Here is a 23,617-nt window from a genome sequence, read left to right on the forward strand (position 1 = left end):
GGTGCCCGCCATCGAGATCCGTGGTCTGCGCAAGTCGTTCGGCCGGCTGGAGGTGCTGCGCGGCATCGACCTGTCGGTGGAGACCGGCGAGGTGGTCTGCGTGATCGGCCCCTCCGGCTCCGGGAAGTCCACCCTGCTGCGCTGCGTCAACCTGCTGGAGCAGCCCTCCGGCGGTACGGTGCACGTCTCCGGCGTCGAGGTCACCGACCCGGACTGCGACATCGACGCGGTCCGCCGTCGCATCGGCATGGTCTTCCAGCAGTTCAACCTCTTCGGCCATCTCACCGTCCGGGAGAACCTGACCATCGCGCAGCGCCGGGTGCTGCGCCGCTCCCGCGCCGAGGCGGCCCGGATCGCCACGGCGAACCTGGACCGGGTCGGGCTGGCCGACAAGGCCGACGCGTACCCGGCACAGCTCTCCGGCGGGCAGCAGCAGCGGGTCGCCATCGCCCGCGCGCTGGCGATGGACCCCGCGCTGATGCTCTTCGACGAGCCGACCAGCGCGCTCGACCCGGAGCTGGTCGGCGAGGTGCTCGCCGTGATGCGTTCGCTCGCCGCCGACGGCATGACCATGCTGGTGGTGACGCACGAGATGAGCTTCGCCCGGGAGGTCGCCTCCCGGGTGGTCTTCATGGACGGCGGCACCGTGGTCGAGTCGGGTCCGCCGGCCGAGCTGTTCGGCGCGCCGAGCCAGGCGCGTACCCGGGAGTTCCTGCACCGGGTGCTCGAACCGACCCGGGTCAGCGAGGCCGAGATCGGCGCGCACCACTCAACGGGCGCCTGAGGACTGTCCCAGCTCCCGGACCACGGCCACCGGGCACTCGCTGTGGTTGATCAGCTGCTGGCTCACCGAGCCGAGCAGCAGCCCGGTGAAGCCGCCCCGACCACGGCTGCCCACCACGACCAGCTGCGCCGCCCGGGCCGCGTCGGCCAGCACCACCGACGGGTTGCCGGCCACCACCTCGACGTCGACCTCGACGCCCGGGTACCGCTCCCGGCGCGGCGCGAGCAGCTCCCGCACGGCGGCCCGCTCGGCGTCGTCCACCTCGGCGAGGTTCAGCTCCGGCGACCGCCACGGCACCGACGGCGGCGTCCAGGTGCGCACGACCCGCAGCGGCACCCGGCGGGTGGCCGCCCGGTCGAGGGCGAAGTCCAGCGCGAGCAGCGAGTACCGCGAGCCGTCCACGCCGACCACCACCGGCTCCTTGCGCCGGGGCTCGCCGCGCACCACCACAACCGGGCAGTGCGCGTGCGAGGAGACCGCGACGGCGGTGGAGCCGGCCAGCAGCCCGGCGAACCCGCCGTGCCCCCGGTGGCCGAGCACCACCAGCGCCGCCTGCGCGGACCGCTCCAGCAGCAGGCCGCTGGCCGGGCCGTCGGCCACCTCGCCGCCGACCCGTACGCCCGGGTGGGTGGTGGCGGCCTCGCTCTCCACGGCGCGCAGCATCGCCTCGACCTCGCGCCAGGCGACCTCGTCGTGCCACCCGCCGGGGCCGATGCCGGGCGCCATCGCGCTGCCGAAGTCGACCCACTCGAAGACGTAGAGCAGCCGCACCGGCTGGCCGGTGCGGGCGGCCTCGTCCAGGGCCCAGTCCAGCGCGGCGCGCGCCGGGTCGGAGCCGTCGAAGCCGACGAGGATGGGATCGGTCCGCATGGTCGCCTCCGCTACGAGGGGGTCGATTCGGCGGAGCGGCCCCGCCAGCGCCACTCGGCCACCATGGGGGCGTCCTCGCCGTAGCGGCGGGTGTGGTCGCGGCATTCCTGCCGGGCGTCGGCCATTCGTTGGCGTAGGTGGGCGGCGGTGGGGCCGAGGCCGGGTACCCGGTCGATGACGTCCATGACGAGGTGGAAGCGGTCGAGGTCGTTGAGCATGACCATGTCGAAGGGGGTGGTGGTGGTGCCTTCTTCCTTGTAGCCGCGGACGTGGAGGTTGGGGTGGTTGGTGCGGCGGTAGGTGAGGCGGTGGATGAGCCAGGGGTAGCCGTGGTAGGCGAAGATGATCGGCTTGTCGCGGGTGAAGATGGTGTCGAACTCGGAGTCGGGGAGGCCGTGGGGGTGGGCGTCGGCGGGTTGTAGCCGCATGAGGTCGACGACGTTGACGACGCGTACCTTGAGCTGGGGTAGGTGTTGGTGGAGCAGGTCGGTGGCGGCGAGGGTTTCGAGGGTGGGTACGTCGCCGGCGCAGGCGAGGACGACGTCGGGCTCGGTGCCGGTGTCGTTGCTGGCCCAGTCCCAGATGCCGAGTCCGCGCCGGCAGTGCAGGATGGCGTCCTCCATCGGCAGCCAGCAGGGGGCGGGTTGCTTGCCGGCGACCACGACGTTGACGTAGTGCCGGCTGCGTAGGCAGTGGTCCATGGTGGAGAGCAGGGTGTTGGCGTCCGGTGGCAGGTAGACGCGGACGACCTCGGCCTTCTTGTTGACGACGTGGTCGATGAAGCCGGGGTCCTGGTGCGAGAAGCCGTTGTGGTCCTGCTGCCAGACGTGGCTGGAGAGCAGGTAGTTCAGGGAGGCGACGGGTCGCCGCCAGGGTATGTCGCGGGTGACCTTGAGCCATTTGGCGTGTTGGTTGACCATCGAGTCGACGACGTGGATGAACGCTTCGTAGCTGGTGAACAGGCCGTGTCGGCCGGTGAGCAGGTAGCCCTCCAGCCAGCCCTGGCAGAGGTGTTCGGAGAGGACCTCCAGTACCCGCCCGTCGGGGGAGAGGTGGTCGTCGTCGGGTCGGATCTCCCCGAGGAAGACCCGGTCGGTCACCTCGAAGACCGCGTCGAGCCGGTTGGAGGAGATCTCGTCGGGCCCGAAGAGCCGGAACCGGTCCGGGTTCGCCGCGATCACGTCGCGCAGCCAGCTGCCGAGCACCCGGGTCGGCCCGGCGACCGCGCCGCCGGGCGCCGAGACCGGTACGGCGTAGTCGCGGTAGTCGGGCAGGACCAGGTCGCGCAGTACGCTGCCGCCGTTGGCGTGCGGGTTGGCGCTCATCCGCCGTTCCCCGGTGGGTGGCAGCGCCAGCAGCTCCTCGACCGGGGCGCCGGTGGCGTCGAAGAGCTCCTCCGGCCGGTACCCGCGCAGCCAGCGCTCCAACTCGGCCAGCCGGTCCGGGTCGTCGCGTACGCCGCCCAGCGGCACCTGGTGGGCGCGGTAGGTGCCCTCGACCTGGTGCCCGTCCACCTCGACCGGCCCGGTCCAGCCCTTGAGCGTCCGCAGCACCAGCATCGGCCAGCGAGGGCGCTCGGCCCGGCCGGTGCCGCGGGCCCGTCCCTGGATCGCCGCGATGTCGTCCAGCGCCCGGTCCAGGGTCGCGGCGAGTTCCCGGTGCACCCGGGTGCTGCTGACCCCGCCGACCGGAACCTCGTTCGCCACCCCGTCGACCAGGTACGGCTGGTAGCCGAAGCCGCGCAGCATGCCGAGCAGGTCGTGACGGGGAATCCGGTCGAGCACCGCCGGGTTGGCGATCTTGTAGCCGTTCAGGTGCAGGATCGGCAGGACCGCGCCGTCGCGGGCCGGGTTGAGGAAGACGTTCGACAGCCAGCTCGCCGCCAGCGGCCCGGTCTCGGCCTCCCCGTCGCCGACCACGCAGGCGACCAGCAGGTCCGGGTTGTCGAACGCGGCGCCGTAGGCGTGCATCAGCGAGTACCCCAGCTCGCCGCCCTCGTGGATCGAGCCGGGCACCTCGGCGGCCACGTGGCTCGGGATGCCGCCCGGGAAGGAGAACTGCCGGAACAGCCGGGCCATGCCGGCCTCGTCCCGGGAGACCGACGGGTACAGCTCGCTGTAGGTCCCCTCCAGCCAGGTGTTCGCCACGATCGCCGGCCCGCCGTGCCCCGGCCCGGTCACCAGGATCGCGTTCAGCGCGCGCCGTACGATCGCCCGGTTCAGGTGGACGTAGACCAGGTTCAGCCCCGGACTCGTGCCCCAGTGCCCGAGGATGCGCGGCTTGACGTGTTCGGCCCGCAGCGGCTCGCGCAGCAGCGGGTTGTCCAGCAGGTAGATCTGCCCGACGGTGAGGTAGTTCGCCGCCCGCCAGTACGCGTCGACGCGCCGTAGCTCGTCGTCGGTCAGGGGTGCCTGCTGTTCCAGCGCGGTCGCCACGTCGTCTCACTCCTGGATGTAGAGCTCGTGGGCGCTGCGGACCACCGCCACCGGCACCGGCGAGTGGTAGAGCAGTGCCTGGGATACCGAACCCAACATTCCCCGCCACGGCTGGTCGCCACGCGCGCTCACCACCACGAGTTGGGCCTGCCGGGACTCGGCGATCAGCACCTGCTCGGGATCGTCGACCCGGACCCGCTCGGTGACCCGTACCGAGGGGTACTTCTCCCGGCAGGGGCGCACCGCCTCGGCCAGCTGCTCGGTGGTGGGCGCCTCCCGGTGCGGGTGCTCCTCCGGATCCCAGGCGCGCAGGACCAGCAGCTCCGTGCCGCGCCGGGCGGCCGCGTCGAAGCCGAAGTCGAGCGCCGCGTACGAGCCGCCGGAACCGTCGAAGCCGACCAGTACCGGTCCCTGGTCCGGCGGGCTCTCGCGGACGACGAGCACGCTGCAGCCGGCCCGGGCCGCGATCTGCACCGACAGCGTGTCGGCCGGTACCGCGTCGGGGCACGTCAGCTCGCCGTCGCCGATCACGGTCAGCGCGGCCGAGCCGGACTCGCGCAGCAGGGTGGTGAGTGCCGGGCCCTCGATCAGCGCGGTGCTGATCTCGACCCTCGGCTCGGCCGAGCGCGCCGTGGTCGCCGCCCGGTCGAGCAGCAGCTCGGTGGGGCGGCGCAGCTCGTTGGCGGGCGGGGCCTCCAGCTCGGGGCTCCAGTTGAAGGAGTGCACGATCCGCAGCGGGCGCTCGTACCGGGCCGCCTCCCGGGTGGCCATCCGGACGGCGGAGAGCCCGAGTGGGGTGTCGTCGACCCCGACCACGATCGGCGCCTTGGCGTAAGCGCTCATCGTCGTCACCTCCGGGACCGGTCACCCGGTACGTCCGGCGGCCGAGGACGTGGACACGCCGCGTACCCGTCCAATTCCTTACGGTAGTGGTGGCGCCGGTGTGGCGGGGCCGGCTAGCGGGATTCGACCCGCACGACCACGATCGTGGCGTTGTCCCGGCCGCCCGCGGCCAGGGTGTCGGCCAGCACCGTACGCGCCGCGGCGGCCGGCGCCCCGGCGAGCAGCTCCCGCAGCCGGTGGTAGTCGACCTGCTCGGCCACCCCGTCCGTGCAGAGGCAGTAGACGTCACCCGGGCGCAGCGAGACGTTCGACAGGTCCGGCTCGGGCTCGTCGGGGTGCCCCACGTAGCGGGTGAGCTGGTAGCGGGCCGAGGCCGCGGCCGGCGAGTCGGCGGGGTACCAGCCGTAGACCGCGCCGAGCCAGGCGACGGTGTGGTCGACCGTGAGCAGTTCGAGCAGGCCGCCCCGGAGCCGGTAGGCCCGGGAGTCGCCGAGCTGGACGATCCAGGCGTCCTCGCCCGAGGCGCCGGCGAGCAGGGCGGTCAGCGTGCACCCGGTCAGCTCGGCCAGCCGGGCCCCGGCGGTACGCACGCGGCGCTGCACCGCGGCGACCGCCGCCCGCAGCGCGGCCGCGTCGGCGGCACCGTCCAGCTCGCGTACCTGCCGGACCAGGGTCGACATGGCCGTCGTGCCGGCCAGCGCGCTGCCCCGCCCGTCGCCCATCCCGTCGGCGACGGCGAAGAAGGGCAGCTTCTCGTCGACGTGCAGCACGTCGAAGTTGGCCGCGTACCGGTTGCCGACCCGGGTACCGGCGGCCACCTCCAGCCGGTACGGGCCCCATTCGAGGCTGCGGACGACGTCGCTCTCGACCGGCATCGGTCAGCCCCGGTCGGACGCGGGCAGGTGGGCAGGCATGATCGACCACGCTAGCAAGGTCGGGCCCCGGGGTCGGCCTCCCACGCCGGCACGCCGCGACCCGGCCCGGTTTCTCCAGGTCTCGGCCGGCTCGCTACCAGATCTCGGGCGGCGCCATCGCGAGCAGCCGCGCGATCAGCTCGCGGCGACTGCGTACCCCGGTCTTCTGGAAGATGGACTTCAGGTGGTCCTGCACCGTCAGGTTGGTCAACGACAGGGCTCGGGCGATCTCGCTGGTACTGCCGCCGCGTACGACCGCCAGCGCCACCTCCTGCTCGCGGCCGCTGAGCCCGTAGCCGGTGAGGACGACCGGCAGCACCTCGACGGGGGAGGCCGCGGTCACCACCACGGCCACCCGACCGTCGGCGCGGCCGTCGAGCAGGGACGCGTGTACGACCAGCCACGCGCCGCCGCGGTCGCGGACGCGGGCCTTCGCGGGCCGGGTGACCCGGTCGGCGTACGCCCGCCGGGCCTCGGTGGCGACGACGACGAAACAGGCCGGCACCGCGAGACCCGGCTCGTCCTCCGTCAGCTCGTCGATGATCGCCTGGGCCGCCGGGTCGGCCGCCAGCAGCTCGTTGCGGGCACCGAGCACGGCCGTCGCCGGCAGGTGGTCGGCGTACGGTCCCCGCTCGCCGCGCGGCCGGTGCAGGTCACGCAGCGCGGCGCCGAGTTCCCGGGCGACCTGGCGGGCGAGCCGCAGCTGGTGCGGCGTGTAGAAGCCCCGGTCGGGTGCCCGCATGAACGCCGCGCACCCCCACCGGCCGCCCCGCGCGTCGAAGTTCGCCCTCAGTTCGTCGCCGAAGCCGGCCGAGGCGAGCTGTTGCCGGTAGCGGATGCTCCGGTCGACCCGCCCCTGCGTGGCCTGGCTGAGGGCGTCCGCCGGCTGGCCGCTCTGCCGGATCTTGACGAACGTCGCGACGTCGTCGGCCCCGTACTCCATCGCGACGGCCTGGGCGAACCCGCGCGGGTCGAGCCCGTCGGCCTGTACGGTGCCGATCAGCCCGGTCACCGGGTCGTTGAGGTGCCAACAGACCGCGTCGAACCCGACCGACTCGCGGAGCAGGTCGGTGCACTGCCGGAACATCTCCGCGGGCGGCGGGCGTACCCCGGTGATGTCGCGGAGCATGCCCAGGACGGCCCGGTGGGCCTGGCGGCGAGTGACCACGGCGACAAGCTACTTCCCTCGTGCACGCGGATCGGTCAGCGGCTCAGCATTCGAAGTGCCACTGGTCCACCACCCGGCCGTCGCTCAGCACCACCACGACCCGCCAGACCCGGCCGGTCGGACAGGCGGCGGAGCCGCCGCCGGAGGAGCCGTCGCCCCCGCCGCCCCACGGAACGTCCCACTGGTAGCTCGCGATCCCGTTGTCGTACGGGGTGTATCCGGGATGGTCGGGGCGCGGCATGCCGGGGATCTCGGGCGCCACCGGCGGCGGTCCCGGCGGGGTGAACCGGGGCTCGGGAACGTCGCACAGGAAGCCCCGCTGCATCAGGTCGACGTCCTGCCGGGCGCGGTTGCCGGTCTGGCTGTACCAGCTCGAATTCTGCATCTCCCGCGCGGCGGCCGCGAAGTCGCTCTCGGTCAACGCGGCGAGCATGTTCCGGAACTGCGCCAGGCGGGTGGGTCCCAGGTTGAACATCATATCGATCAGTACGGCCTTCCGGACGTTGGAAAGCCGGTCGAAGCCCGGCACCAACTGCCGGACATGGGTGGTGGCCTCGGCGACGGTGATCTCGAACAGCTTCGTTATCTGTTCCTGCGTCAGGTCGGCCCGACCCGCGCGCACGTCGGCGTAGTTCGCGCCGACGGCGGCGAGCGTGGCCGCGGCGTCCGGGCGATCGAGATTGAAGCCGATGCCGACGGTCGGAATGCCCAGGCTGTCCAGGTAGACGTGCGGGTCACCCGCGAGCCCGTGCGTGCTTTCGTGGCCGGCGATGAACGCCTTCAGCTCGCCGACCTGCATCTCGCGCGGTACCCGGTTCGACGGGCACGGGCCGTTCGGCTGCGGCGTCCCGGGCTGGTCCTTGCCGATCGGTGCCGAGCCGGCGTGGGCCGGGACCGTCCCCACGGGCGCGACCGTGACGAGCGCGGTGGTCAGGCCGAGCAGCATGGCGGCCACCCGTGCACGCCGGGGATATCTGCGCATCGAGCATCTCTCTTCCAGAAGGGACGTCCTCGCCGGGAGTTCGTCGGTGGGGCGGGGAAAGGCCGAGACGACGTAGGCGAGGAATCCTCACGTCCGGTCGGCGGTGGCCACACTAGTGACGCCCTCGCGATCCCCGGTATCCCAGATTTCTGGGAGATGGCGGCTCCAGGGGGCGCCTCGCTAACGTGAGTCGGGCCGCCGGACTCGAACGTTTCCCGGCCGTATTCCCTCCCTGATCCCGTGCTCGGCGTACGTCCGTCGAGCGGTACCCGCTGCAAGGGGAAAACCATGAGCGAGACGACCCGCCGCCGGCGTACCAAAGCCGTGCGGCTGCTGCTCGGCGTCGGCGCGGCCACCGTGGCGGCGACCGTGCTGGCCACCACTCCGGCGCTCGCGGGCGGCACGCCGCCGCCCCCGCCGCCCGGGAAGCCCACCGATCCGCCCGACCCGGGACCGTGCGGACCGATGAAGACCATGCGCGACATGGACATGCGCGAGATCAAAGAGATGATCGCCAGGCACGAGAGCCCCAACGGACTCGCCGGCGACCCGCACGTCTACCGGGACAGCCGGGGTATCCCCACCGTCGGCATCGGCTTCAACCTCAACCGCGCCGACGCCGCGGCCGCGCTCGCCGCCGTCGGGGCGAACTACGCCGACGTGCTCGCGGGCCGGGCCGACCTCACCCAGTTGCAGACCACACTGCTGTTCGAGCAGGCCATGGCCGAGGCGTACTCGGCGGCGTACCGGCTGGTGCCCGGATTCGACAACCTCTCCATGTCCCGGCAGGCCGTGGTCCTCGACATGATCTTCAACCTCGGGCCCACCGGCGTGGCGCAGTTCCAGAACATGCTGGCCGCCATCAACCGCGGTGACTTCGAGGCCGCCGCGAACGAGATGGCGAGTTCCGCCTGGAAGACGCAGGTGGGAACCCGGGCCACCCACGACATCGCGATCATGCGCCGGGGCGGGGTCTGCGATCCGAAGCCGCTACCGGTACCGCCGCCGCCGGTGTCGCCCGACATTCCCGGGATACCGGTCAACCCGGTGCGCTACCCGAACGACGTGACGACCATCCAGCCGTCGTCGCCGCCCGACACCACGGGTGGCGGCGGTGGTGTGGGGCACATGAAGTGCAACTTCACCCGGATCGAGGTCTACTACGAGAATCACTGGGTCGGCTTCCTCGACATCTACTGCGCCTGACCTCGGGCACCGGGTCGGGCGGGTGGCCGCACCCGAGCGGCCCGGGCCTCCAGGTAGCGCCGCTCGGCGAGGCTGGCGGTGGCCCGCGCGGCGCGCCGGTAGTGCTCGTACGCCCCGGCCGGGTCGCCGACCTGCTCCAGCAGGTGCGCCCGTACGGAGAGCAGCCGGTGATGCCCGGCCATCCGCTCGTCGGCGTCGAGCGTGGCGAGCAGCTCCAGCCCGGCCGGCGGGCCCTGCGTCTCGGCGAGCGCGATCGCCCGGTTGAGGGTGACCATCGGGTTGGGCGCGATCCGCTCCAGGATCAGGTAGAGGGCGTGCACCTGGGCCCAGTTGGTCTCCTCGGCCGTGGCCGCGTCGTCGTGCGTGGCGGCGATGGCGGCCTGGAGCTGGTACGGCCCCAGCGTCGGGCCGGCCAGCGCCGCCTTGACCAGCGCGCTGCCCTCGTCGATCGAGGCGCGGTCCCACCTCGTGCGGTCCTGCTCGTCCAGGGGCACCAGGTCGCCGGCGGCCGTCGTACGCGCCTCGCGGCGGGCGTGGGTCAGCAGCATCAGCGCGAGCAGCCCGGTCACCTCGCCGTCCTCGGGCAGTTGGGCGTGCACCATCCGGGTCAGCCGGATCGCCTCGCGCGCGAGGTCGGCGCGGTGCAGCTCGCTGCCGGAGGAGGCGGTGTAGCCCTCGTTGAAGATCAGATAGAGCACGTGCAGGACGACGCGCAGCCGCTCCTCGCGCTCGGCGCCCGCCGGCAGGCCGAACGTACTGCCGGCGGCCCTGATCCGCTGCTTGGCTCGGCTGATCCGGGCCGCCATCGTGGCCTCCGGCACCAGGAACGCGCGGGCGATCTCGGCGGTGGTCAGGCCGCCGACCGCCCGCAGCGTCAGGGCGGTCTGCGAGGCGGGGGTCAGCGCCGGATGGCAGCACATGAAGAGCAGGACGAGCGTGTCGTCGGTCTCCGGCACCTCCGGGGGCACCACCTCGGCGGCCGTGGCCGACTCCCGCTCGCGGCGCGCGTGGTCGCTGCGCAGCTGGTCGATGAAGCGCCGGGAGGCGACCGTCACCAGCCAGCCGCGCGGGTTCTCCGGTACCCCCTCGGCGGGCCACCGCACCGTGGCGGCGAGCAGCGCCTCCTGTACCGCGTCCTCGCACCCCTCGAACTGCCCGTACCGGCGCACCAACGCGCCGAGGACCTGCGGCGTGAGTTCACGCAGCAGGTCCCCGATGGCTCGTGCCGTCATGCCTCCAATTGTCCGTCGGCGAACATCACCTGCCGCACCTCGACACCCAGACCCTCGATCGCGGTGTCCGGGATCCGCGCGGCCAGCTCGATCGCCCGCTCCCTGTTCTCGCAGTCGATCAGGTAGAAACCGCCCAGGTACTCCTTGAACTCCACGAACGGCCCGTCGGTGACCACGGGCTGGCCGTTGCGTACGGAGACCACGGCGGCCTGTGACGGGTCGGCCAGCGCCTGCGTGGTGATCAACTCGCCGGACTCCTTCAGCGCCTGGAGGAACTTCCCGTGGCCCTCGCCGATCGCCGCCTGCTCCTCCTCGGTCAGCGCGTCCAGCACGGCCGGGTTGATGTAGAGGCTGATCAGGAACTGCATCTCGTACTCCTCGTGGTCCGCGGGCCCTCGGCCGGGCCCGTCACCCCCTTGTCGGACCCGACGCCGCCGTCTTGACATCCCCGCCGGAACCTACGCGGAAGTTCTCCGTCGCCGCGCTCGCCGGGCCGCGAGGTCGTCGCTCCGGGTGACGACCCGGGGGCCGGAGCGGACCCGGGAGATTTTTCCGCGTACCGATGTCAAGAAGCCCCCGACCGCTCCGACCACCCTGCGGAACGTCGAGAGAACGGGAAGTTTCGGATATGCGAGTCAACCGGGCCTGGCTGGGGCTGTTCGTCCTCATGCTGCCGACACTGCTGGTCGCCATGGACATGACGGCGCTGCTCCTCGCGCTACCGAGGCTGAGCGCCGAGCTGGGGGCCACGAACGTCCAGCAGTTGTGGATCAGCGACAGCTACGGGTTCATGGTGGCCGGCCTGGTCATCACGATGGGTACGCTCGGCGACCGGATCGGCCGCCGGCGGCTGCTGATGATCGGCGGAGCGGCGTTCGGGGTGCTGTCGGTCGTGGCCGCGTTCGCGACCGACCCGCTGCTGCTGATCGTCGCGCGGGCGCTGCTGGGCGTCGCCGGCGCGACCCTGGCGCCGTGCACGCTCGCCCTGATCACCAACATGTTCCCGGCCGGGCGGCAGCGCGGGCAGGCCATCGCGATCTGGGCGGCCTGCCAGTTCGCCGGCGGCGCGTTCGGACCCGTGCTCGCGGGACTCCTGCTCCAGCACTTCTGGTGGGGATCGGTCTTCCTGGCCGCGGTGCCGGCGATGGCGCTGCTGCTGCTCGCCGGACCCGTCCTGCTGCCGGAGTTCCGCGGCGACCGGGCCGACCGGCCGGTGCCGCTGACCCGGGCCCTGGACCTGGCCAGCGTCGGGCTGTCGCTCGTGGCCGTGCTCCTGACGGTCTACGGCATCAAGCAGCTGACCGTCGAGCGCGTGCCGGTCGTACCGGCCGCGGCCCTGGTCGTCGGCGCGGTCGTCGGCGCGGCGTTCGTACGCCGGCAGCTGCGGCTGGAGACGCCGCTGCTGGACCTGCGGCTGTTGCGTAACCGGCCGTTCACGGCCGTGCTCGTCGCGCTGGTCTTCGCCGGGATCGCCATGGCCGGCACCGGCCTGCTGGTCACCCAGTACCTGCAGAGCGTGCTGGGGTTCTCGCCGGTCGCCTCGGCGGTGCTGTTTGCGCCGATGGGCCTCGGCTCGGCGGTCGGTACCGTGGCCGCGCCGGCGCTGACCCGGCGGCTGCGGCCGGCGACGGCGATCGCCGGTGGGCTGGCGGTGTCGGCGCTGGGCGGCCTGCTGCTGGTCGGGGTCCACGGCGCGGGTGCCCTGCCGCTGGTGATGACCGGCATCGCCGTGCTGGCGCTCGGCACCGGCCCGCTCTTCGCGTTGGGCACCGGCCTGGTCGTCGGCTCAGTACCGCCGGAGCGCGCCGGTTCGGCGGCGTCGATGTCGGAGACCGGCAACTACTTCGGCGGTTCGCTCGGCTTCGCCCTGCTCGGCGTGGTGGCCACGGTGGTCTACCGGGACCGGATGGGCGGCACCTCCGACTCGCTGGCCGGGGCGGTCGCCGCCAGCCGGCACCTCCCCGCCGGCCAGGGCGCGGCGCTGCTGCACGACGCGCGGGCGGCGTTCACCGCCAGCCTGCACGTCACGGGGGCTCTCGCCGCGCTCATCTTCGCCGGGCTGGCCGTACTGGTCCTGGCCATGCGCCCGACGACCCGGACCGCCCCCGCCGGACCGCGCGACCACCCGGCGACCCGCGCGGAGGAGTCCGCCGGTTCAGATTCGGCCGCAGTCAGGGCAACCGCCGCGTCGGCGGAGGTGGTAGGCGAGGGTGGCCGCGCCGAGCGAGGCGCCCCAGAGCGGCCAGAAGAATTCGGGCAGGAACAGTCCCCAGGTGTCGGCGGTGAGGTCGATCCGGCCCAGTGCGAGCCAGCGCAGGTACATCAGCCCGGCCGAGGTGACGAGCAGGGCGACGGCGGTGGCCGGGATGATCGCGGTGCGTGGCCGGACCCGCTTCCCGCGCAGGTACGGAATCCAGCGCGGGTACACCTCGCCCCACGGCCGCACCAGGCCGATGGTGAGTAGTGCTCCGCTGGCGCCCATGGTGGCGAGCATGGCACCGGCCAGCCAGATCCCCGGCGTTTCGGCGGCCTGCGTGTGGAGCCCTTCGCGGGACACTCCGAGTGGGATGTCCAGCGCCCACGCCCAGCGGGTCAGGGCGTAGCCGACCGGGACGGCGACCGCGACGGCCACCGCCCGGCGACCCCAGCGCGCCGCGGCGGCCGGCGTCGTCCAGCCGGTCCGGCTGTCGTCGCGGCCGCAGTTGCCGCAGGCGGAGCGGCTGCGGCGCCGGTACGCGAGCACCGTTGCGGCCCAGAGGAGCCCACCGACGATGAACAGCACCTGGTTGAGCACCGGCCAGGGCAGGAACAGGGCGGGGAACTGGCTCAGTCGGACCTGCTCCGGCCAGCCGAACGGGGCGCCGATCAGCAGCATGGGCGCGCGTACCACCGCCAGCAGCGGCCGGTAGTCGGGAATCACCACGGCGAGCGTGCCGGCCACCGTCCAACCGATGCCGGTGAGCGCACCACCGAGCAGCCCGCCCCGGCGGGTACGGGTGAGCACGACGGCGATCGCCGCACCGCAGAGCCCGGCGACGGCGAGCGCCGGCCCGGTGGTCTCCGGCCGCGCGTGTTCGAGCAGTGATACGCCGCCGGCGGCGGGATCGTGCGCGGTCCCGAACGGGAAGCCGGCGCCCCCGCGCCACCAGTACAGGCCGAGCAGCGCGTACGCCAGCGACCAGGCCGCCGCCGCCCAGCCGATCCATTCGGGCCAGCGGGTCGGCCACGGCCGGAGCCGGGCGCGGGCGTCGTCGGCGTTGTCGAGATTCGTGACTGTGTGTGTCATGCCCACCAGGCTGGCGGCGGGGGAGCGGCGTGGGCACCTGCCGTCCGGCCGCTGATGGTGGTCGGGGTCGGTCGTGGAGGGTGCCGTTCGGCACGGGTACGGCGGTCGGCCGGGCACCTACCCTCGGAGGTATGGACGGGCGGGACAGGCTTGGCGTGACGGCGGCCGGGGCGGGTCTGGCCTCGATGGTCGCCGACGCGGTGGTGCTGGCACAGGGCAGGCCCTACCCGCAGGGCGCGACGCTCGTGGGCACGCTGGGTCTGGCCGAGCCGGCCGTGCTGCTGGTGCTGAGCGTGCTGGTGGTGCGGCGCTCGCGGGCCGGCGTGGCGGTCGCGGCCGGGGCGTCGACGGGACTCGCCGTTCCGCTCTGGTTACTGCGGTTCGGCCCGCCGACCTGGTCGGCGCAGTCCGTTGGCGGTTACGCCGCCTGGGCGACCCTCTCGGCGGTCGCCGTCGCCGTCGGGGCGTACCTGCGCGGCCTCGACGGACGCCGGGCCCGGGAGGCCGCCGCCGCCCGCCGTGCCCAGCGGCTGGAGCTGGCGGACGACCTGCACGACTTCGTCGTCCACGACATCAACGAGATGCTGTTGCAGGCGCAGGCCGGGCTCGTGCTCGTCGACGGGGCCGCGGCCGGGGTGGCCGACGTGCTGCGCCGGATCGAGCGTACGGCGCTGCGGGCGTTGACGACCGTGGACCGTACGGTCCATCTCCTGCACCGCCCCGAGACCCCGGCGTCCGCCGGACCGGTGGAGCCGGATCCGAACGGCGCGCCGCGGCTGCCGAAGCCCACGATGGACGACCTGCCGGAACTCGTCGACCGTTTCGCCGCCACGGGGTCGATCAGGGCCCGCCTCGACCTCGACCCCGGGCTGTTGGCCGGCACGGGTGCGCCGTCCTCGCTGCCACCGGAGATAGCCACGACGGTGTACCGGATCGTCGTGGAGGCGCTCACCAACGTCCGCCGCCACGCCGTCGACGCCGGCCACGTGCGAGTGACGGTAGCCCGGGCGCCGGGCGGCCGGGTGCGGGTGGAGATCACCGACGACGGCCGCAACGGCGGGCGGGCAGACACCGGGCCGGGTCACGACGGCGGACACGGGCTGGCCGGGCTGGCCGCCCGCCTGGACGCCCTCGGTGGCACGCTGAGCACGGGCCCGGCCGTACCACTCGGGTGGCGGGTCACCGCGGTGCTTCCGCTTCGCGCGCAGCCCACTGCCCCGGCGGGGCGGTAGCGCCGTGGCGGACCAGCGGATCAGGGTACTGATCGCCGACGACCAGGAGAACATCCGCGTCGCGTACCGGATCATCCTCGATGCCCAACCCGACATGGTCGTGGTCGGCGAGGCCGCCGACGGCGCCTCGGCCGTGGATCAGGCCCGGCACCTGCGCCCCGACGTGGTGCTGGCCGACATCCGGATGCCCCGGGTGGACGGCCTGGAACTCACCCGCGTCCTCGCCGGCCCGGAGGTTCCCAATCCACTCCGAATAGTCGTGGTGACCTCGTTCGACCTCGACGAGTACGTGTACGCGGCGCTGCGCAACGGAGCGCACGGCTTCCTGCTCAAGCGGTCCGGACCTGCCCTGCTCACCGAGGCCATCCGCGCCGCGGTGGCCGGCGACGCACTCGTCAGCCCGCAGGTCACCATCCGGCTGCTGCGACACCTCACCACACCGCCCACCGCGACCACCCGGGAAACGGTGCCGCTGACCCCCCGCGAGCGCGACGTCGCGCGGCTGGTCGCCCAGGGCAGGACGAACGCCGAGATCGCCGCCACGCTGTTCATCGCCGCCGGCACCGTGAAGAACCACCTCGCGACGATCCAGCAGAAGCTCGGGGTCCGTAACCGGGTCGGCATCGCCGCCCGGCTCTGGGAGACCGGCGAGATCACCCAGAGCCGGCAATGACCGGCCCGACCGGTGCTCGGTGACCCGCTCTTCCGGGGTTCTCGGCGGTACGGCCGCTCAGTCGAGACAGGACTCGTGGCCCCCGATGTCCCGCGTCACGAGGCACGACCCGCCGAGGAGACGTGGCCGGCGACCTCGGTACGCGACGAGACGCCGAGCTTGCGCAGGATGTTGGAGACGTGTATCGCGGCGGTCTTCGGCGAGATGTACAGCCGGCGGGCCAGTTCGGCGTTGGTGAGCCCGTCGGCCAACAGCAGCGCGACCTCCCGTTCGCGGGCGGTGAGCGCGTCGGTGCCGGAGACGGCCCGCGGTCCGGCCCCGGGCTCCAGGCCCAGTCGGGCACGCACCACGTCCAGCTGCGCCACCCGCCAGCCACGCCAGCGCGCCAGCAGGGCGCCGGCCCGGGCCAGGTGGCTGGCGGCCTGCTCCGGCGCCCCGGCCGTCAGCAGGCAGCGGGCCGCGCCGACCTCGGCGGTACCCCGGACCGACGGCGGTACCACGCCTGAGCACGCCACCCGCAGGTACGCGTCCCGGGCGGTCTCGTGTGCGCCCCGGGCCTCGGCCAGCTGGGCGTTCACCAAGGTTCGGTAGTCGTCCCAGGTGTCCGGCCCGAGCAGTGCGTCGGCCAGCAGCGTGATCCTGGGCAGTGGCAGGCCCACGTGCAGCACGGCGCTGATCAGGTCGTGCGCCTCGGATCCGGTGCGCCACGGCTGTGTCCGCAGCTCGGCGAGTACCTCGTCGACCAGTTGGTCGACGGCTTCCGGCTGGTTGCGGCGGGCGGCCAGGTGCAGGGCGATGCCGGGTACCGCGGCGCCCGAGGGTCGGCCCGGCCGTGCCGGGGCGGCCCGCAGGTCGGCCACGATGTCGTCGACCCGGTCCAGCTCTCCCGCCTCCAGGTAGAGACCGGCGAGGAAGACGGCGTGGAAGTCGGCGGGTTGGCCTCGGCGCAGGTATCCCCGGTCGAGGGCCCGCCCCTCCTCCAGCTCGGCGATCGCGGCGTCCAGCTCGCCCTGGCGGATCCGGAGCCGGGCCCGGCCCTGGAAGTACGCGGCGACCGCGAGGGAGTCGAAGCCGGCCCGCTCCGCGTCGACGCGCATCCGCTCCAGCAGTTCGGCGTGCTCCGTGGACTCGGCCGGCGGTACCCCCTGCGCGAGGTTGTTCAGCGCTCGCGCGGCCAGCACCCACTCGCCCGACCTCTCGGCCTCGTCGACCAGCCCCGACAGCAGCATCCGGCCCTCGTCGGCGGTCGCCGGCCGCCCGACCAGGGCCGTACCCTTCTCCATCAGGGCGGCCAACCGCACGACCGGCAGGTCGAGCAGCTCGGCCAGCTCCAGCGCGCGGTCCGCCCACAGCAGCCCCTCGGCCGCGTCGCCGCGCAGCGTGCACGACTGGGCCACCGAAACCATCGCCAGGCCCCGTTGTGGCCCCGGTGGCAGCTCCTCCACCAGCCGCTGGATCTCGCCGGTCAGCACGCCCATCTCGTCGAGCTCGTAGGTCTCCCACGCCAGCCGGATCATCAGCTGCAGCGCGTCGGCCCGCCCGGCGGCGTCCGGCGCGTTGTCGCGCCAGCGCCGCGCGTACCCGACGGCATCGTCGAGCAGTCCGGCCAGCCACGCCGCGCGGGCCGCGCCGCCCAGCAGCTCGGCGTCGTCGCCGACCTCTCCGAGCCCCAGCTCGGCCAGCTGCAGCGCCTGGTACGCCGAGCCGATACTCAGGTACAGCCCGGTACCGCGGCGGGCCGCCTCCACCATGTCGTCGTACCGGCCGGCCCGCTGGGCGTGGTAGGCGACCATGGCCGGATCGGAGCTGCCGCCGGCCAGCAACACCTCCAGCGCCGCCTCGTGCAGCCGCCGTCGCTGGCGGCCCAGCATCTGCCCGGTCAGCGCCTCGCGGACCAGCGCGTGCCGGAAGCTGAACTCGTCCTCGCCGGACTCGACGAGGACACCCCGGGTGACCAGCTCACGCAGCGCCCTGATCAGATCGTCCTCGCCCTCCCCGGTGACCGCGGAGAGCAGGTCGAACGGCACCCGGTGACCGAGCACCGCGGCCGCCTCGACCACCCGCCGGCAGCTCGGGTCCAGGTCCTCGACCTGTCGGTGCAGCACCTCGGTCAGGCTCCACGGCAGCGGCCGGTCGCACAGCGTCTCCAGGTCGGTGCCGCCGTGCCCGCGTACCAGCTCTTCGAGGAAGAAGGGGTTGCCGCCGGTGCGCTGGTGCAACGCGGCCACCGTACGGTACGGCACCGGTTGACCGGTGGCGGCGGCCAGCAGCGTGCCGCTCTGTGCCTCGGTCAGCCGCCCCAGCCGCACGTTGGTCACCGCGTGCCGGCGCTCCAGCCGACCGAGCAGCGCGGCGACCGGCTGCCGACTGGTCACCTCCTCCGGCCGGTAGGTGCCGATCAGCAGCCGCCGGCCGGGCTGGTCGGCGAGCCGCTCGAACAGCGCCGCGCTCTCCGAGTCCGCCCAGTGCAGGTCCTCGAAAACGATCACCGCTGGGGCGTCACCGACCAGCTGGGCCAGGATCGACAGGCCGGTGTGCAGCCGCTGCACCGGACTACCGGTGGGATCGGCCAGCGCGCGCAGCGACTCCTCGTCCACCCGGTCGCCCTCGACCGTGTCGATGGCGTCCAGCAACACCTCGTACGGGCGGGCCAGCGAACCCGGCTCCGCGTGCCCGACCAGGATCACCGTCTGCTGCGGAAGCCTCGCCAGCAACTCCTGGATCAGCCGGGTCTTACCGATGCCCGGCTCGCCCGCCACCATCGCGACCTGCGGACGCGGCGCGGCCACGAGCCGGGTCAGCCGGCCCAGCTCGTGATCGCGTCCGATCATGGTCGGGCTGACGCCCCCGCGCATGGTCCACACGGGGCAAGGGTAGCGGCCCGCCGATCCCGTACCCCGGACTCGGACAGAGCGTTACGTGACGCCCGAAACCGGAGCCGACGGGGGAGCACCGCAGCCGCCAGGCGGTACCGGTCGGCCTCCGCGACCAGGTCGGCGTGGCGTGCCTCGTGCTGTACCAACCACAGCTCTGGAAGCGTGGACATGTCTGGTCCCCCTATCGTTCGCGCCGCCATCCGGCGTGAGTCCATCCTCAGCCGGTAAGGCTCGCGAACCATCGGGACCAGTTACCTATCCTGAGCCGCCGTCGGATACCTAGCCGGCCCCGCGCCGGCCTAGGTATGCCTATCCCGTTCAGTCGAGGCAGAACTCGTTGCCCTCGACGTCCTGCATCGCGAGGCACGACTCGTTGTACTCGTCGGCGCGCAGCAGGTACAGGCGGGTCGCGCCGAGCGCGACCAGCCGCGCGCATTCGGCCTCGAGCGCGGCCACGCGCTCCTCGCCCACGAGCCCGGTGCCGACCCGCACGTCGAGGTGCACCCGGTTCTTGACGACCTTGCCTTCGGGGACGCGCTGGAAGTACAGCCGCGGACCCACACCCGTGGGATCGGCGCAGGCGAACCCGGCACCCTGCCGCTCGGGCGGCAGCGTGCGCTGGTAGTCGTCCCAGCTGGCGAACCCCTCCGGGGGCGGCGGTACGACGTACCCCAGCACCTCGCACCAGAAGCGCGCGACGCGCTCGGGTTCCGCGCAGTCGAAGGTGACCTGTACCTGCCTGATCGATGCCATCGGCCGATCATAGAGGCGGGATCTTCGGCGTCGCCATGAGCTCGGTTGGTGATCAGGCCCAGCTCCTTGAGCCGCCCCGCAGCTTCGTCTATCGCCTCCGCCTCGCTCTCGACCGTGAGGGGTCGCGGTGTCCCTGCGGCCGTCCTCGTGGCCGAGTGTGTCCGGCGCTCAGGCCTGGACGGTGGGCCGGACGACCACCTCGCTGATGTCGATGCCGGCCGGCTGCGCGATCGCGTATTCGATCGCGGACGCGACGGCCGACGGCGGCATGGCGATCTCGTCGCGCTGCCGGGCGAAGGCGGCCGCCGCCTCGGGGCTCGCGCCCTTGCCGACGCCCTCGGTGTTGGTGAATCCTGGCGAGACCAGCGTGACGCGCAGGTCCGGGCCCGACTCCTGCCGCAATCCCTCGGTGAGCACCTTGACGGCGGTCTTCGTGGCGGCATAGACGCCCTGCGGCGCCTTCACCACGTACGCCGCGGTCGACGCCACGTTGACGAACTGGCCGGATCGCTGCCGCCGGAACACGGGCAAGGCCGCGGCGATGCCGTTGAGCACCCCGGTGAGGTTGGTGGCGACCATGGCGTCCCAGTCGTCCTGGCGCAGGTCGTCGAACGGGGACACCGCCATCGTGCCCGCGTTGGAGACCAGCACGTCGAGCCGGCCGTGCCGCTCCACCGCCGTGCGGACGAGCCGCACGAGATCGTCACGCTGGGTGACGTCGACGATGATTCCGGTGGCGGTGCCGCCGATGGCGACGATGCGGTCCACCACCTCTTTGAGCCGGTCCTCGCGGCGCGCGCCGAGCACCACCCGGGCGCCCAGGGCGGCGAGGTGCTCCGCGGTGGCCGCGCCGATACCGCTGCTCGCGCCGGTGATCGCGATCACCGTTCCGTCGATCCGGTCGTGCATGTGCGTCCCGCCCTATCCTTAAGTCGACAGGTGTCCGGAAAGAACCGTAGCGGACACGTGTCCACTTGTCGATCGACAGTGATCTTGCATACATAACTGGGGGTGACTTTGCGTACGGACGCACGGCAGAACAGGGAGCGCATCCTCGAGGTGGCGCGCGCCGCGTTGAACGCCGAGCCGGCGCCGACCATGGCCGCGGTCGCGCGGGCGGCGGGCGTGGGGCAGGGCACGCTCTACCGACACTTCCCCACGTGGCAGGACCTCGTGCTGGAGGTCCACCACGCGGATATCGCCGACCTGGTCGCCGCCGCGCCGAGGCTGCTCGAGCAGCTGCCGCCGATCGCGGCACTGGCCGCGTGGCTGAGCCAGCTGGCTGACTACAGGCGACTCAAGAAGGGCCTCAGCGACGCCATGCACGCCGCGATGCGAGAGCGACTCGGGGGCGAGGAGGGCCACCCGGTCACCGGGCCGCTCGACCTGCTCGTCAACGCGGGAAAGGCGGACGGCAGCATCCGCGCCGACGTCTCCGGGGAGGACGTGCTCCTGCTGGTCGGCTTCCTCTGGCGGCTCGACCTGACCCCGGACCGGGACGAACGCTCCGCGCGGCTCCTGCGAATCGTGCTCGGCGGCTTGCGGGTGGAGACGTGACGGACCGCTGGTCGTAGCCGACCACTGCGGACCGGTGTCGTTGCGCTGCCCCCGGTGGACCGGGAAGGCGCGCACCGCCGGCACCGCCTCGACCGGGCGGGTGTGGGTTCTCACCGAGGGTGATCCGGGGTGGCCAGCCGACCAGCAGCGGATCAACTTCGGTGAGAAGCACCAGAGTGTCTTCTTCTCACCGAACCTGATCTGTTGTTGCCGGAGGAGACCAAGCCGGCCCACCAGGACGCCGCGACGCGCCCGACCGGGCACGCAGCATCAGCCCGGATCGGTCCTCAGCCCGCCGTGGCGGGCGAGGGTTCGGAGAGCGCTCGTTTCAGGAGCACATCAACTGGGCGGCGGCGGTGACGCTCGGCGGACGTGGCCGCACCCAACTTGTGGCGACCGCGTCACGGACCGGCCGGGTCCCGCTGTGGCGGTCTGGAACAGTGCAACTGTCGACCTGAGGTGGGCAGCCAGCTCCGCCGGGCCGTTGACCTCGAACGGCAGCCCGATCGATGCCAGCCGGAGCGCATGCCATTCGCCGGTGTCCGGCGGCGCGAGCCACCGGCAGGTACCGCCCGGCTGGTCGGTCAGGGTACCGGGTGGCGGCCCGCCGAGGCGGTCCACCACGTGGGCAGCGGGTGCGTGGATCACCATGTCGGCCGGGTAGGTCGGGGCCATCTGCATTGCCCGGCTGGCGACGAAGGCGGCGACGTCCCCGCCGGGTACCTCCCTCGAAGCCGCCCGAGCACCGGCCGCGGCGAGCTGCGTAACCCGGTCCAGCCGAAAGGTCCGCCAATCGGCGCGATCGAGGTCAAAAGCGAGCAGGTACCAGCATCTCCCGGCCGCCACCAGGGCGCGCGGCTCGACGTGCCGGCCCTCGTCGCGGTAACGGAACCGCCGCCTCTCGTGGTTGGCGATCGCCGCGGCGGTGACGATCAGCGCGTCGGGGTTCACCGGATCCGTGGCCAGGGAGAACGGGTGGGTCACGGTGGAGGAGGTCAGTGTGTCGACTCGGTGGCGCAGCCGGGCCGGCAGAACCTGGAGCAGCTTGCCCAGCGCCCGCACCGCCGCTTCGTCTGCCCCGGCCACAGCCGAGGGGTCTGCAACGGCGACAGCAGGGACAGCAATCGGGCGCGCGCGTCGGAGATGCTGCCATTGTGCCGCGCAACTAGGACCGGAAGTGACCTATATGAGACCTACCGTGAGGGGCGCAAGTCCGCTAGGACACGAGGGAGATCTCATGAGCAGCACCCCACCCGCCGGGTACACGACCGTCGCGCCGTGGATCGTCACGCCGGACACCGGGCAGTTACTGGACTTCATCACCGCCGTGTTCGACAGGGCCGAGATGGGGCGCGTACCGCTGGAGGACGGGACGATCGGCCACGCCGAGATCCGCGTCGGCGACACCGTACTGCTCGCTTTCGACCGGCTAGCGGACTGGCCGGCCATGCCGTCGCTACTGCGGGTCTTCGTCGCCGATGCCGACAAAACGATCGAACGCGCGGTCGCCGCCGGAGCCCGAGTGGTCACCAAACCGGCCACCCAGGCCTTCGGGCAGCGGGGCGGTCGGGTACGTGACCCGTTCGGCAACATCTGGTGGATCAGCGCGATGGTCGAGGACGTCGCACCCGAGGAAGGAATGCGACGGCTCACCGAACCGCAGTACGCCGAAGCTATGCGCGACGCCCAGGAGACCCTGGACCTGGAACTGAGCGGGCGTACCAACAGCATCGTCAGCCGCCTGCCGGCCGACTGAGCCCGGTGACGGTCCAAGACGCCGTATCGCAGAAGCTTTCGGTACCCAATCCTTCCGGCGGCCCGCGACGGGCAGATCAAGTTCCGTGAGAACGGATCAGGTACGGATCAACTTCCTTGAGAAGCGATCAACCTGCCTGAGAACCCACAGCGGGCCCGATTGCGCGCCCGGATGTGTCAACCAGGGTTGACAAGCTCGGTACCGTCAACCTAGGTTGACAGCATGAGTCAGGCAACGGATCTGGCGGCGGCGGCCGGCAGTGCGGACCCTCGGGTGGGACTGCGCGCCGTCGTCGCCCTGCGCCGGCTCCTCGAACGGCTGGAGATCGTCCAGGTGGACAACGCCCGGCGGCAGGGCTGGTCCTGGCAGGAGATCGCCGACGCGCTCGAGGTCAGCAGGCAGGGAGTTCACAAGAAGCACGCCGGCCGCCGGCCGGCCGGACGGCAGGGAGGATCCTGATGCTCGAGCGGTTCACGCCCCAGGCCCGGCAGGCACTGGAGACCGCCCGGGCCGAACGGCGCCGGTTCCGGCACGACCACATCGGCACCGAGCACCTGCTGCTCGGCCTGCTCGACGAGCGGACCGGGCCGGTCGCCGGGCTGCTGCGCGCCGCCGGTGTCGACGCCGACCAGGTCCGCGCCGAGATCGAGCGCGAGGTCGAGCCGGCCGAACTCGGCGAGAGCGACGCCGAGGCGCTGCGCTCCATCGGGATCGACCTCGACGCGGTACGCGCGACGGTGGAGCGCACCTTCGGCGAGGGGGCGCTGGAGGCGCCGGTACCGCCGGGCCGGCGCAAGCTCTTCGGCGGGCGGTACCCCGGCAGCCGGCTCACCCCGCGCGCCCGCAAGGTGCTCGAACTGTCGCTGCGCGAGGCGCTGCGGCTGCGCCACGAGCACATCGGCCCCGAGCACATCCTGCTCGGCCTGCTCCGCGAGGGCGAGGGGCTGGCCGCGCTGCTCCTGGTACGCGCCGGACTCGACCTCGACGACCTCCGCCGCCGTACCGTCAGCTCGCTCGAACAGGCCGCCTGAGCGGTCGCCCCGGCGGGTC

21 protein-coding genes are annotated in these 23,617 nt (G+C 72.8%); 9 read left to right on the top strand and 12 right to left on the bottom strand.

Features of this window, described 5'->3' with window-relative positions:
* Window position 1 precedes the first annotated feature (1 nt).
* Entirely contained in the window at window positions 2-784 is a 783-nt protein-coding gene (locus tag AB0J86_RS33260; protein WP_363861645.1) for an amino acid ABC transporter ATP-binding protein, read from the top strand.
* On the opposite strand, the gene AB0J86_RS33265 is transcribed toward AB0J86_RS33260, so the two are convergent.
* The 6 genes from AB0J86_RS33265 to AB0J86_RS33290 form a co-directional block, all read right to left on the bottom strand.
* Window positions 770-1,654 (bottom strand): universal stress protein, encoded by an 885-nt coding sequence (locus AB0J86_RS33265; RefSeq protein WP_363861646.1) that lies wholly within the window; start codon window positions 1,652-1,654, stop codon window positions 770-772. The two genes, AB0J86_RS33260 and AB0J86_RS33265, sit on opposite strands and share 15 nt — an antisense overlap.
* A gap of 11 nt (window positions 1,655-1,665) precedes the next feature.
* A complete protein-coding gene (locus AB0J86_RS33270; RefSeq protein WP_363861647.1) occupies window positions 1,666-4,089 on the bottom strand; it encodes a phosphoketolase family protein in 2,424 nt (807 codons plus the stop codon).
* Between the two features lie 6 nt (window positions 4,090-4,095).
* Window positions 4,096-4,932, bottom strand: coding sequence for a universal stress protein (locus AB0J86_RS33275; RefSeq protein WP_363861648.1), 837 nt, complete (start codon window positions 4,930-4,932; stop codon window positions 4,096-4,098).
* 113 nt (window positions 4,933-5,045) lie between these two features.
* Window positions 5,046-5,807: a protein phosphatase 2C domain-containing protein gene (locus tag AB0J86_RS33280; protein WP_363861649.1), complete on the bottom strand. Its 762-nt coding sequence runs from the start codon at window positions 5,805-5,807 to the stop codon at window positions 5,046-5,048.
* A 133-nt stretch (window positions 5,808-5,940) separates the two neighbouring features.
* Complete coding sequence (locus AB0J86_RS33285; RefSeq protein WP_363861650.1) at window positions 5,941-7,014, bottom strand: helix-turn-helix transcriptional regulator; 1,074 nt, start codon at window positions 7,012-7,014, stop codon at window positions 5,941-5,943.
* 43 nt (window positions 7,015-7,057) lie between these two features.
* On the bottom strand, window positions 7,058-7,996 hold the full coding sequence (locus AB0J86_RS33290; RefSeq protein WP_363861651.1) for a glycoside hydrolase family protein: 939 nt from the start codon (window positions 7,994-7,996) through the stop codon (window positions 7,058-7,060).
* Window positions 7,997-8,284: 288 nt separating this feature from the next.
* On the opposite strand from AB0J86_RS33290, the gene AB0J86_RS33295 reads away from it, so the two are divergent.
* A complete protein-coding gene (locus tag AB0J86_RS33295) occupies window positions 8,285-9,202 on the top strand; it encodes a glycoside hydrolase family protein (protein WP_363861652.1) in 918 nt (305 codons plus the stop codon).
* Here AB0J86_RS33295 and AB0J86_RS33300 read toward each other — a convergent pair.
* Both AB0J86_RS33300 and AB0J86_RS33305 read right to left on the bottom strand, forming a co-directional pair.
* Entirely contained in the window at window positions 9,190-10,434 is a 1,245-nt protein-coding gene (locus tag AB0J86_RS33300) for a DUF6596 domain-containing protein (RefSeq protein WP_363861653.1), read from the bottom strand. The genes AB0J86_RS33295 and AB0J86_RS33300 overlap by 13 nt on opposite strands.
* Window positions 10,431-10,802, bottom strand: coding sequence for a YciI family protein (locus tag AB0J86_RS33305; RefSeq protein WP_363861654.1), 372 nt, complete (start codon window positions 10,800-10,802; stop codon window positions 10,431-10,433). The genes AB0J86_RS33300 and AB0J86_RS33305 overlap by 4 nt, the downstream gene beginning before the upstream one ends.
* Window positions 10,803-11,062: 260 nt before the next feature.
* Between AB0J86_RS33305 and AB0J86_RS33310 the strand changes: the two genes are divergently transcribed.
* The 3 genes from AB0J86_RS33310 (at window position 11,063) to AB0J86_RS33320 (ending at window position 15,625) form a co-directional block, all read left to right on the top strand.
* Window positions 11,063-12,898 (top strand): MFS transporter, encoded by a 1,836-nt coding sequence (locus tag AB0J86_RS33310; protein WP_363861655.1) that lies wholly within the window; start codon window positions 11,063-11,065, stop codon window positions 12,896-12,898.
* Between the two features lie 953 nt (window positions 12,899-13,851).
* The gene (locus tag AB0J86_RS33315) at window positions 13,852-14,952 is read left to right on the top strand and encodes an ATP-binding protein (protein WP_363861656.1); all 1,101 of its coding nucleotides are present in this window, start codon (window positions 13,852-13,854) and stop codon (window positions 14,950-14,952) included.
* A 4-nt stretch (window positions 14,953-14,956) separates the two neighbouring features.
* Complete coding sequence (locus AB0J86_RS33320) at window positions 14,957-15,625, top strand: response regulator transcription factor (protein ID WP_363861657.1); 669 nt, start codon at window positions 14,957-14,959, stop codon at window positions 15,623-15,625.
* Window positions 15,626-15,720: 95 nt separating this feature from the next.
* Here AB0J86_RS33320 and AB0J86_RS33325 read toward each other — a convergent pair whose 3' ends face one another.
* From AB0J86_RS33325 to AB0J86_RS33335, 3 genes are all read right to left on the bottom strand, one after another.
* On the bottom strand, window positions 15,721-18,480 hold the full coding sequence (locus tag AB0J86_RS33325; protein ID WP_363861674.1) for an AAA family ATPase: 2,760 nt from the start codon (window positions 18,478-18,480) through the stop codon (window positions 15,721-15,723).
* 339 nt (window positions 18,481-18,819) lie between these two features.
* A complete protein-coding gene (locus tag AB0J86_RS33330; RefSeq protein ID WP_363861658.1) occupies window positions 18,820-19,254 on the bottom strand; it encodes a VOC family protein in 435 nt (144 codons plus the stop codon).
* A 168-nt stretch (window positions 19,255-19,422) separates the two neighbouring features.
* Window positions 19,423-20,163: an SDR family oxidoreductase gene (locus AB0J86_RS33335; RefSeq protein WP_363861659.1), complete on the bottom strand. Its 741-nt coding sequence runs from the start codon at window positions 20,161-20,163 to the stop codon at window positions 19,423-19,425.
* 102 nt (window positions 20,164-20,265) lie between these two features.
* On the opposite strand from AB0J86_RS33335, the gene AB0J86_RS33340 reads away from it, so the two are divergent.
* Window positions 20,266-20,811 (top strand): TetR family transcriptional regulator, encoded by a 546-nt coding sequence (locus AB0J86_RS33340; RefSeq protein ID WP_363861660.1) that lies wholly within the window; start codon window positions 20,266-20,268, stop codon window positions 20,809-20,811.
* Between the two features lie 339 nt (window positions 20,812-21,150).
* On the opposite strand, the gene AB0J86_RS33345 is transcribed toward AB0J86_RS33340, so the two are convergent.
* The gene (locus tag AB0J86_RS33345) at window positions 21,151-21,873 is read right to left on the bottom strand and encodes a WYL domain-containing protein (protein ID WP_363861661.1); all 723 of its coding nucleotides are present in this window, start codon (window positions 21,871-21,873) and stop codon (window positions 21,151-21,153) included.
* Between the two features lie 175 nt (window positions 21,874-22,048).
* On the opposite strand from AB0J86_RS33345, the gene AB0J86_RS33350 reads away from it, so the two are divergent.
* The 3 genes from AB0J86_RS33350 to AB0J86_RS33360 all read left to right on the top strand — a co-directional run bounded on the left by AB0J86_RS33350 (window position 22,049) and on the right by AB0J86_RS33360 (window position 23,598).
* Window positions 22,049-22,567, top strand: coding sequence for a VOC family protein (locus AB0J86_RS33350; RefSeq protein ID WP_363861662.1), 519 nt, complete (start codon window positions 22,049-22,051; stop codon window positions 22,565-22,567).
* A 222-nt stretch (window positions 22,568-22,789) separates the two neighbouring features.
* Window positions 22,790-23,026, top strand: coding sequence for a helix-turn-helix domain-containing protein (locus AB0J86_RS33355; RefSeq protein ID WP_363861663.1), 237 nt, complete (start codon window positions 22,790-22,792; stop codon window positions 23,024-23,026).
* A complete protein-coding gene (locus AB0J86_RS33360) occupies window positions 23,026-23,598 on the top strand; it encodes a Clp protease N-terminal domain-containing protein (protein WP_363861664.1) in 573 nt (190 codons plus the stop codon). The genes AB0J86_RS33355 and AB0J86_RS33360 overlap by 1 nt, the downstream gene beginning before the upstream one ends.
* Window positions 23,599-23,617: the final 19 nt, after the last annotated feature.

Origin of the sequence: Micromonospora sp. NPDC049559 (assembly GCF_040676675.1) — a bacterium.
Lineage (GTDB): Bacteria > Actinomycetota > Actinomycetes > Mycobacteriales > Micromonosporaceae > JBFAPK01.

What these genes read in the sequence shown, in the direction of transcription:
- AB0J86_RS33265 (WP_363861646.1), bottom strand. Translation starts at nt 1,654, where the DNA reads ATGCGGACCGATCCCATCCTCGTCGGCTTCGACGGCTCCGACCCGGCG.
- AB0J86_RS33275 (WP_363861648.1), bottom strand. Translation starts at nt 4,932, where the DNA reads ATGAGCGCTTACGCCAAGGCGCCGATCGTGGTCGGGGTCGACGACACC.
- AB0J86_RS33280 (WP_363861649.1), bottom strand. Translation starts at nt 5,807, where the DNA reads ATGCCGGTCGAGAGCGACGTCGTCCGCAGCCTCGAATGGGGCCCGTAC.
- AB0J86_RS33290 (WP_363861651.1), bottom strand. Translation starts at nt 7,996, where the DNA reads ATGCGCAGATATCCCCGGCGTGCACGGGTGGCCGCCATGCTGCTCGGC.
- AB0J86_RS33295 (WP_363861652.1), top strand. Translation starts at nt 8,285, where the DNA reads ATGAGCGAGACGACCCGCCGCCGGCGTACCAAAGCCGTGCGGCTGCTG.
- AB0J86_RS33300 (WP_363861653.1), bottom strand. Translation starts at nt 10,434, where the DNA reads ATGACGGCACGAGCCATCGGGGACCTGCTGCGTGAACTCACGCCGCAG.
- AB0J86_RS33305 (WP_363861654.1), bottom strand. Translation starts at nt 10,802, where the DNA reads ATGCAGTTCCTGATCAGCCTCTACATCAACCCGGCCGTGCTGGACGCG.
- AB0J86_RS33310 (WP_363861655.1), top strand. Translation starts at nt 11,063, where the DNA reads ATGCGAGTCAACCGGGCCTGGCTGGGGCTGTTCGTCCTCATGCTGCCG.
- AB0J86_RS33315 (WP_363861656.1), top strand. Translation starts at nt 13,852, where the DNA reads ATGGACGGGCGGGACAGGCTTGGCGTGACGGCGGCCGGGGCGGGTCTG.
- AB0J86_RS33325 (WP_363861674.1), bottom strand. Translation starts at nt 18,480, where the DNA reads ATGCGCGGGGGCGTCAGCCCGACCATGATCGGACGCGATCACGAGCTG.
- AB0J86_RS33330 (WP_363861658.1), bottom strand. Translation starts at nt 19,254, where the DNA reads ATGGCATCGATCAGGCAGGTACAGGTCACCTTCGACTGCGCGGAACCC.
- AB0J86_RS33335 (WP_363861659.1), bottom strand. Translation starts at nt 20,163, where the DNA reads ATGCACGACCGGATCGACGGAACGGTGATCGCGATCACCGGCGCGAGC.
- AB0J86_RS33350 (WP_363861662.1), top strand. Translation starts at nt 22,049, where the DNA reads ATGAGCAGCACCCCACCCGCCGGGTACACGACCGTCGCGCCGTGGATC.
- AB0J86_RS33355 (WP_363861663.1), top strand. Translation starts at nt 22,790, where the DNA reads ATGAGTCAGGCAACGGATCTGGCGGCGGCGGCCGGCAGTGCGGACCCT.
- AB0J86_RS33360 (WP_363861664.1), top strand. Translation starts at nt 23,026, where the DNA reads ATGCTCGAGCGGTTCACGCCCCAGGCCCGGCAGGCACTGGAGACCGCC.